Below are 8,532 nucleotides of genomic sequence, written 5' to 3' on the forward strand. Positions count from 1 at the left end.
GAACCACAATCCTTCGCGGGCAACAAATTCCACTAGGTAAAAACCGCCAACCCACAGCGCGGCAGCACACCGACCTACCCGATGTGCCGCCGCGTTCTGCTCTGGGCATCGAGCCTGCAGGCCGCCGACAGCGCCCCGGCGCGTGACCGGGTATCTCTCACGACGCCGATAACCGGTGTCGACAAACCGTTAAAGTTCCGCCGCGGGGTGTCAAGAAAACGTAAACAAATCTAGCCACCCGCTGTGTGCAGCGGAATGTGGGCGGGCGGGCCACCGAGTAGACCTACCCTGCACTGGTTGACCCCGTATACAGAGTCAGCTCGTTTCCTACGAGGAGAAGTGAGGAGAAGTCATGTCCTTCGTCACGACCCGTCCTGAGGCATTGACGGCTGCGGCCGCCACCCTGCAGGGAATCGGCTCGGCCATGGCCGCCCAGAACGCGGCGGCGGAAGCCCCGACAACCGGTGTGGTTCCGGCGGCCGCCGACGAGGTCTCGGCGCTGCAGGCGACCCAGTTCGCCGCCTACGGCAACCTGTACCAACAGGTCAGCGCCCAGGCCACCGCGGTTCATCAGATGTTTGTGCACACTCTGCGCACCAGCGCCGATTCGTATGACGCCACCGAGGCCGCCAACGCCGCCGGCGGCGGTTCATCCGGGTCGTGGCTTTCGGACCTCATCAACTTTCTGACCGGGAACGGAACGTATGGGCTGCTACCCGCCTCGGTAAGTAACAGCGGCATCATCGGCGCGATGCAGGTGTCGAATTTCGGTTCGGCGGCGTCCGACTTGCTCCAGCTTGGCAGCTCCGGCTTCCTGGCTCCCGGTGCATTGGCCGCCGCCAGCGCCGAGACCGCCGCGGGCGGTTTGGGTGCAGCGGCGCTTACGAGCACTGTGGAGCCGGCGAACCCCGCAGGGTTCAGTGGTACGCCGGTGCTGGCCAGTGTGGGCCAGGCCCCCTCGGTCGGCGCGTTGTCGGTGCCACCCAGTTGGGCCGGGGAGGTCGTGCCGACATCCAGTGGTGCGCCCGCGACGCTGTCGGGTGCGGGCTGGACAGCCCCCGGCCCACACAACACAACGGTGCCGACCATGCCCGCTGGAGTGCCCTCGGTGGCCTCGGCAGGGCGCGGAGGCTTCGGCTTCGGTACGCCACGCTACGGCGTCAAGCCCACCGTGATGCCACGCGCAGTGGTCATTTGAGCCACCCAAGCCTCAAATCAAGCAGAACCCAGATCGACGACAAAGAAACGGAATTGAAGACATGGACTTTGCAGCATTGCCCCCGGAGGTCAACTCCGCACGGATGTACGCTGGCCCCGGGTCGGGGCCGATGATGGCCGCCGCGGCCGCATGGAACGCGCTGGACGCCGAGTTGACCACGACAGCATCTTCCTACCAGTCGGTGATCTCAGCCCTGACCGGCGAGGAGTGGCTAGGTCCGGCATCAACCGCGATGGCCGCTGCGGTCGAGCCCTTTGTGGCGTGGCTGCACCGCACCGCTGCGGCCGCCGAACAGGCTGCTGCCCAAGCGATGTCATCGGCTGCCGCCTACGAAGCAGCGTTTGCGATGACGGTGCCGCCGGCTGCGATCGCCGCCAACAGGGCTCAGCTGGCGGCACTGGTCGCGACGAACTTGCTGGGGCAGAACACCGCCGCGATCGCGGCCGCCGAGGCCTGCTACGGCGAGATGTGGGTCCAGGACGCCACCGCGATGTACAACTATGCGGGGTCCTCGGCGCGCGCCGGCGTACTGAAGCCGCTGACCTCGCCGACGCAGGCCACGAACCCGTCCGGGCTGGCCGGCCAAGCCGCCGCGGTTGCGCAAGCAGCTAGCTCAACCACCGGCACGCAGACCGCGCTGTCACAGCTGGTCGCTGGCCTGCCCAACACCGTGCATGGGCTCGCGTCGCCGCTGGCGGGATCCGGTTTCCTGACAGATGTCATTAACTCGACGGAAAATATCGGGATTTGGAACGGGAGCCAGACCCTCCTCGGCATGGCAGGCAACATCGGAGCTTGGAACATGTTCGCGGGTATTTCCGCCGGGGTCGGTCTGGCCGAGGCCCACGGCGCGGGTATTGCCGCTATCGACGGCTTGGGGGCTGGCTTGACGGCAACGTTCCCGGTGCACGCCGTGGCACCGCCGGCTGCTACCGGCTTCGGCGGCGCGCCGGTGTTGGCGAGTGTCGGACAGGCGTCCCCGGTCGGCGGGTTGTCGGTACCGGCGACGTGGTCCGCGGCCACCCCGACGGCCACCGCTCCTGCGACGCTGGCCAGCGCCGGCTGGACCGCCGCCGCGGAAGAAGGCGCACCGGTGGGCGCCGTGCCGGCCGGCATGCCCGCGCTGGCTTCGGCCGAACGTAGTGGTTTTGGCTTTGGCGCGCCACGCTACGGTTTCAAGCCCACCGTGATGGTCCGCCCGGTCGTCGCTGGGTAAGCCACAACCGGTCACGGACCAGCACAAGGAGTGGATGATGGTCACATGAGTGTCGACACCGACCACCGTCGCAAGCGCGGCGAGCTGCGCATCTACCTCGGCGCGGCTCCCGGTGTCGGGAAGACTTACGCGATGCTCGGTGAGGCACATCGGCGGCTGGAATGCGGCAGCGACCTGGTGGCCGGGGTGGTCGAGCCTCGGAACGCTCACCGCCCTGCGGGAATTGACGCTGCAATGGCTGGCCGATCAGAAAGGCGCGGCACTGGTGAAACACCACGCTGACAAGGAGGCCACCGAAACCTGGAGTGCTCGTGAGCGGGTCGTGGCGGCAGTCACCGGTGGTCCGGAATCGGAGACGCTGGTACGGCGCGCGGCGCAGATCGCATCGAAGTCCAACGCCGAGCTCGTCGTCGTACACGTCGTCCGTGACGCTGGCGCATCCAGCGCGTCGACGACCGGGATGGGCAGGATCCGTGAGTTGGGGCTGAGTCTCGGCACATCTTTCCACACCGTCGTGGGTGACGACATACCCACGGCGCTACTGGATTTTGCGCAGGGAGTGAACGCAACCCAGCTGGTGATCGGAACCTCCCGTCACTCCCGCTGGGCAGAGCTGTTCGGCGAGGACGTTGGTGCGGAGGTGGTCCAGCGGGCCGGCAAAATCGATGTGCACGTCGTGGCCCACCAGGAATTCGATAGGGCTTTTCGCATCGCGTCGATATCGCCGCGGGAACGACGCAGCGTGTCCTGGCTGGCCGCGCTTGTCGTCCCGTCCGTCATCTGCACGGTGACGGTCGCCTGGCTTGACAACTTCCTGGGCACCGGTGGGGCAAGCGCGCTGTTCTTTGTCGGAGTGCTGCTGGTGGCTCTTCTCGGTGGCGTTGCCCCCGCGGTGCTTTCGGCGTTGTGGTCCGGGCTGCTGCTGAACTACTTCCTGACAGCCCCGCGGCACACCTTCACCATCTCCGCCCCCGCCAACGCCGTCACCGAGGTGGTCCTCCTGGTCGTGGCAATCGCGGTCGCGGTGTTGGTCGACGGGGCTGCCAAACGCGCCCGTGAAGCCGGACGCGCATCCCAGGAGGCAGAACTGCTGACGCTGTTCGCCGGTTCGGTGCTGCGCGGAGCGGATCTAGAGGCCCTGCTCGAGCGGGTTCGCGAGACTTACTCGCAGCGCTCGGTCAGCATGCTGCGCGCCCATGCTGGCAGCGGACCGGACAGGGCCGACGTCATCGCCGCCGTAGGCAGCAATCCCTGCACCACAGCGGATTCCGCGGATACCACGATCGAAGTAGGAGATGGGATCGCGATGGTGCTGACGGGCCGCCAGCTGCCCGTCCGGGACCGCCGGGTGCTGTCCGCGGTCGCCAAACAGGCGGCAGGCCTGATCAGGCAAAGCGAACTGGCCGAGGAGGCCAGCCGTGCCGAGGCGGTGATGCAGGCCGACGAGCTGCGCCGCTCCCTGCTGTCGGCGGTAAGCCACGACCTGCGTACCCCGCTGGCCGCGGCCAAAGCCGCGGTGTCCAGCCTGCGCGCCGAGGACGTCGACTTCTCTCCGGAGGACACCGCCGAATTGCTGGCCACCGTCGAGGAGTCGATCGACCAGCTGACCGCGCTGGTAGGTAATCTGCTCGACTCCTCCCGGTTAACCGCGGGCGTGGTCCGGCCGGATCTTGCCAAGGTGTACCTGGAGGAGGTGGTGGAACGCGCACTTGTCAGTATCGGTAAGCGCACTACGGCCTTCGGAAGAGGCAGCCTCGATCAGGTCAAGGTGGACGTCGGCCCGACGGTCGTGATGGCCGACGCAGGTCTGCTGGAACGGGCACTGGCGAACCTCATCGACAACGCGCTGCGCTACGCGCCTGACAGTGTGGTGCGGGTCAGTTCGGCCACGGTCGGTGACCGGGTGCTGATCAATGTCGCCGACGACGGCCGGGGCATCCAGGGCATCGGCGTGGATGCCGCTGAGCGGATGTTCGACGCGTTCCAGCGACTTGGCGACCGCGACAACACCACCGGTGTCGGTCTGGGGCTGTCAGTGGCGCGCGGATTCGTCGAGGCAATGGGCGGCGCCATCGAGGCCACCGACACTCCGGGCGGCGGTCTGACCATGGTGCTGGATCTGGCCGCGGAGGTGGAGCGGCACGTGTGACCCACGCCGACGACGATGCAGAGCGCAGCGATGAGCTGGGGGCACCTCCCGCTTGCGGGGGAGACCGGCGCCCATGACTAGGGTGCTGGTAGTCGACGACGAGCCGCAGATCCTGCGTGCGATGAAGATCAACCTGGCGGTGCGCGGCTATGAGGTCATCGCCGCGGCGACGGGCGCCGGCGCGCTGCGCGCCGCCGCCGAACGTCGACCCGACGTGATCATCCTCGACCTAGGCCTGCCCGACATCTCCGGGATCGAGGTGCTCGCGGGCCTACGCGGCTGGCTCACTGCACCGGTCATCGTGTTGTCAGCACGCACCGACTCCGCCGACAAGGTGGAGGCACTCGACGCCGGTGCCGACGACTACGTGACGAAGCCATTCGGGATGGATGAGTTCCTGGCCCGGTTACGCGCCGCAGTGCGTCGGAACGCCGCCGCTTCCGAAACCGACACGCCCGTAGTCGAAACTACCTCGTTCACGGTTGATCTGGCCGCAAAGAAGGTGATCAAGAACGGCATCGAGGTGCACCTGACCCCGACTGAGTGGGGCATGTTGGATATGCTGACCCGCAATCGGGGGAAGCTGGTAGGGCGTGACGAACTGCTCACCCAGGTATGGGGTCCGGCGTATGCGAAGGAAACCCATTACCTGCGGGTGTACCTGGCGCAGTTGCGGCGCAAGCTCGAAGACGACCCGTCGCGGCCCCGCCACCTGCTCACCGAACCCGGTATGGGTTATCGCTTCGAGGTCTGAGCTGCCTTTTTCATCGCCCACCGCGGGGTGCAACAGTTGTCGCTCGAAGGCGGACAAACATCACATCGTCTTCCCCTGTCTTCCCCTGTCTTCCCCTGTCTTCCCCTGGGACTCATGTGGCGATCGAAAGGGCAATGCCGTCTAAGATGTCGTGTTCGCTGACGGTGAGCTCTTCGATGCCGGCCCGGGTGCGCACCTCGCGTGCCAACTCCTCGACGATGATCGCTCCGGCGCCGATCACGTCGGCACGGTCGGGATGCATCGGCCCCAGCGTCGCGCGCTGCACGCGCGTCATACCGATCAATTCGTCGCACACCCGGAGCAATCTCTCGACATGCACCCGCGAAAGATGAATGGCCGCAGGATCATATGTTGTCAGGCTCTGCGCCAGAGCGGACAGCGTCGTCATGGTGCCGGCCACCCCCACCCAGCTCCGGGCTCGCTGGATCGGGACCGCCCGCAATGCCGGGTCCAGCTGCTCTCGGATCACTCGGCGGGCGGACGCCACCTCAGCCGCAGTCGGCGGATCGGAGTGCAGACAACGTTCGGTCAGCCGGACACAGCCGATGTCAGCCGAGAAACTGTCCGACACCCCGTCTTTCACCGACTTGTCGCCGAGCACGATCTCGGTGGACCCCCCGCCGAGATCCACCACGACGAACGGGCCTTCGCCGTCTGCCAAGTCACCCACCGCGCCGCGAAACGATAGTTCGGCCTCCGCGGCGCCGCTGATCACCTCAGCGACCGCACCGGGGATCACGGCGCCAAGCACTTCCGCTGTCATCGCGAAGAACACATCACGATTCGTCGCATCACGGGCGGCCGAGGTGGCCACCACCCGCACCCGAGCGACATCGTGGACGGCCAGCAGGCGTGCATAGTCAGCCAACGCGGATCGGGTGCGCGCCAACGCCTCCGCAGCGAACTCGCCGGTCGCGTCGACACCCTGCCCGAGTCGCACGATCCGCATCTCGCGGTATACGTCGCGCAGGCGCCCGTCGAACGTGTCAGCGATCAGCAGCCGGATCGAGTTGGTGCCGCAGTCAATCGCCGCGATCCGGCTCATCTCCACTGCCCTGGCACCAGGATCTCGGCCTTCTCCAAGTCGAGGCGTGGATCGGCGGCCAGTAGGGCCAGTGCCGCATCCCCAAGGGGGTTCACCCCGCGGCCCTTGGCCAGCGAATGCGCAATCAGCACATGCAGGCACTTGACTCGATCCGGCATGCCGCCCGCGGAGAACGTGGTTCCCAACGACTCGATCGCGTCTCGCTCGGCCAGATACGATTCGTGCGCCCGTCGGTAGCCGGCAGCAAGGTCGGGATCGCGGCGCAGCCAGCCGGTCATCTCTGCCATCAGGCCGGTCGACTCCAACCCGCTCGCCGCGGCGGTCAACGTCGGATGGGTCAGGTAGTACAGCGTCGGAAACGGCGTGCCGTCTGGCAGTTTCGGTGCCGTCTTGACGACGCCGGGTTCACCGTTGGGACAGCGGTAGGAGACCTCTAGCACGCCGCGCGGCTTACGGCCCAGTTGCCGCTCCACCGCGTCGAGGTCGGCACGGTCAACCACCGGCAGGAAGCGGGGCGGGCGGCACAGGCGCCGGGGCCGGGCGTGGTGGCCCGTGCGGGGTATCGGCAATGGTGTGCCACAGTGCGGTGTACCACGGGCTGTCGCTGGGTGTGATTGCCGGCGCGGCGCCCGGCTGACCGGGAACGTCAGCGGCCGGTGGTAGCTGGACCTGGTAGGGAATCTCACCGGGCATCACGAAACCGAGCCGTTGGCGGGCCTGCGCTTTGATGTGAGCCGGGTCGGCCAGCTTGGTCTTCTGCTGCTGCAGCTCAGTGATCTGCTGTCGCAGGGTGGCTTCGATCGCGGCCTGCTGCTTCACTTCGGCGTGCTGTGCGAAGAACGTGCGTACCGGACCGGCGACGGTCAGCGTCAGCACGCACACCACCGCGGCCAGAATCACCGCTCGCCGGGCGGTGAAACCGAGCCGCTGCTGGGAACGCTGCTCCGCCGCGGCAGCGATCGACCGTTTGACGGGTTGCACCACCGGGTCTTGCTGTGCACGCACCTCATTCGATCCGCGGCGGAGAGCCGCCGGTCCGGGGGGGCGGCCCCGACCGGCCCGGCTCGGCCGAGCCGGACGAGACGCCGCGGAGCGCCGTTTCGGGTGGGGTCGTTTCGCATCGGGCATCTGGCCGGCTCAGTTCGCTATTTGCCTTCCGGGCTGTAGCGGGGGAACGCCAGATCGCCGGCGTAGCGGGCGGCATCGCCGAGGCTTTCCTCGATTCGTAGCAGCTGGTTGTATTTGGCCACCCGCTCGCTGCGCGCCGGCGCACCGGTCTTGATCTGACCGCTGCTGATCGCCACTGCCAGGTCGGCGATCGTGGTGTCCTCGGTTTCGCCGCTGCGGTGACTGAGCACCGTGCGGTAGCCGCTGTGGTGGGCCAGCGCCACAGCGTCCAGTGTCTCGGTGAGCGTGCCGATCTGGTTGACCTTCACCAGCACCGCGTTTGCCACGCCCTTCTCGATACCGTCCTCGATCCGTTCGGGACTGGTGACAAAGATGTCGTCGCCGACGATCTGCACCCGTTCCCCGAGCTCTGCGGTCAACGCCACCCAGCCGTCCCAATCACCTTCGAACAGTGGGTCTTCCAGAGAAACCAGCGGATAGGCGTCGAGCAACCGGGCGTAGAACTCGGTCATCTCGGCGGCACTGCGGGTCTGGTTCTCGAAGTTGTAGCCGGAGTCGGTGTGAAACTCGTTGGCCGCGGCGTCGATGGCCAGTGCCACCTCGGTGCCGGGTTTGAACCCGGCGGACTCAATGGCGACGCTGATCAGGTCCAGCGCGGCGGCGGTGCCGGACACGTCGGGCGCGAAGCCGCCCTCGTCGCCCAGCCCGGTGGACAGGCCGTGCTTTTTGAGCACCGACTTCAGCGCGTGATACACCTCTGCACCCCAGCGCAGCGCCTCGGCGAAGTCGGGTGCCCCGATCGGCGCCACCATGAACTCCTGGATATCCACACCGGTGTCGGCGTGCGCCCCGCCGTTGAGGATGTTCATCTGCGGCACCGGCAGGATGTGCGCGTTGGGCCCGCCCAGATACCGGAACAACGGCAGTTCAGCGGAGTCCGCGGCGGCCTTGGCGACAGCCAGTGAAACACCCACGATCGCGTTGGCGCCCAGCCGGGACT

General features: G+C 67.1%; 7 protein-coding genes and 1 pseudogene. 4 read left to right on the forward strand and 4 right to left on the reverse strand.

All coding sequences use genetic code 11. From position 1 onward, the window contains the following. Positions 1–352: 352 nt before the first annotated feature. The 4 genes and pseudogenes from AC2VOP_RS03915 to AC2VOP_RS03930 all read left to right on the forward strand — a co-directional run bounded on the left by AC2VOP_RS03915 (position 353) and on the right by AC2VOP_RS03930 (position 5,338). Complete coding sequence (locus AC2VOP_RS03915; RefSeq protein WP_486959754.1) at positions 353–1,198, forward strand: PPE family protein, SVP subgroup; 846 nt, start codon at positions 353–355, stop codon at positions 1,196–1,198. Between the two features lie 61 nt (positions 1,199–1,259). Continuing rightward, positions 1,260–2,435 (forward strand): PPE family protein, encoded by a 1,176-nt coding sequence (locus tag AC2VOP_RS03920; RefSeq protein WP_486959755.1) that lies wholly within the window; start codon positions 1,260–1,262, stop codon positions 2,433–2,435. Between the two features lie 45 nt (positions 2,436–2,480). Then, positions 2,481–4,584 (forward strand): annotated as a pseudogene (locus AC2VOP_RS03925) (DUF4118 domain-containing protein). 73 nt (positions 4,585–4,657) lie between these two features. Beyond that, positions 4,658–5,338 carry a response regulator gene (locus tag AC2VOP_RS03930; RefSeq protein WP_486959756.1) on the forward strand — a complete coding sequence of 227 codons (681 nt, stop codon included), beginning with the start codon at positions 4,658–4,660 and terminating at the stop codon, positions 5,336–5,338. 112 nt (positions 5,339–5,450) lie between these two features. Here AC2VOP_RS03930 and AC2VOP_RS03935 read toward each other — a convergent pair whose 3' ends face one another. From AC2VOP_RS03935 to eno, 4 genes are all read right to left on the reverse strand, one after another. Further along, positions 5,451–6,404 (reverse strand): Ppx/GppA phosphatase family protein, encoded by a 954-nt coding sequence (locus AC2VOP_RS03935; RefSeq protein ID WP_486959757.1) that lies wholly within the window; start codon positions 6,402–6,404, stop codon positions 5,451–5,453. After that, positions 6,401–6,904, reverse strand: a complete 504-nt coding sequence (locus AC2VOP_RS03940; RefSeq protein WP_486959758.1) for a DUF501 domain-containing protein — start codon at positions 6,902–6,904, stop codon at positions 6,401–6,403. Before AC2VOP_RS03940 ends, AC2VOP_RS03935 begins: the two co-directional genes overlap by 4 nt. Then, positions 6,897–7,532, reverse strand: coding sequence for an FtsB family cell division protein (locus AC2VOP_RS03945; protein WP_486959759.1), 636 nt, complete (start codon positions 7,530–7,532; stop codon positions 6,897–6,899). The genes AC2VOP_RS03940 and AC2VOP_RS03945 overlap by 8 nt, the downstream gene beginning before the upstream one ends. A 17-nt stretch (positions 7,533–7,549) precedes the next feature. After that, positions 7,550–8,532: phosphopyruvate hydratase (gene eno / locus AC2VOP_RS03950; protein ID WP_486959760.1), on the reverse strand; the 983-nt coding region annotated here is incomplete at its 5' end.

It is taken from the genome of Mycobacterium sp. TH-M106 (assembly GCF_057473765.1).

Excerpts from the sequence above, each read along its gene's own strand:
- AC2VOP_RS03920 (WP_486959755.1), top strand. The coding sequence starts at position 1,260 with ATGGACTTTGCAGCATTGCCCCCGGAGGTCAACTCCGCACGGATGTAC.
- AC2VOP_RS03915 (WP_486959754.1), top strand. The coding sequence starts at position 353 with ATGTCCTTCGTCACGACCCGTCCTGAGGCATTGACGGCTGCGGCCGCC.
- AC2VOP_RS03945 (WP_486959759.1), bottom strand. The coding sequence starts at position 7,532 with ATGCCCGATGCGAAACGACCCCACCCGAAACGGCGCTCCGCGGCGTCT.
- AC2VOP_RS03935 (WP_486959757.1), bottom strand. The coding sequence starts at position 6,404 with ATGAGCCGGATCGCGGCGATTGACTGCGGCACCAACTCGATCCGGCTG.
- AC2VOP_RS03930 (WP_486959756.1), top strand. The coding sequence starts at position 4,658 with ATGACTAGGGTGCTGGTAGTCGACGACGAGCCGCAGATCCTGCGTGCG.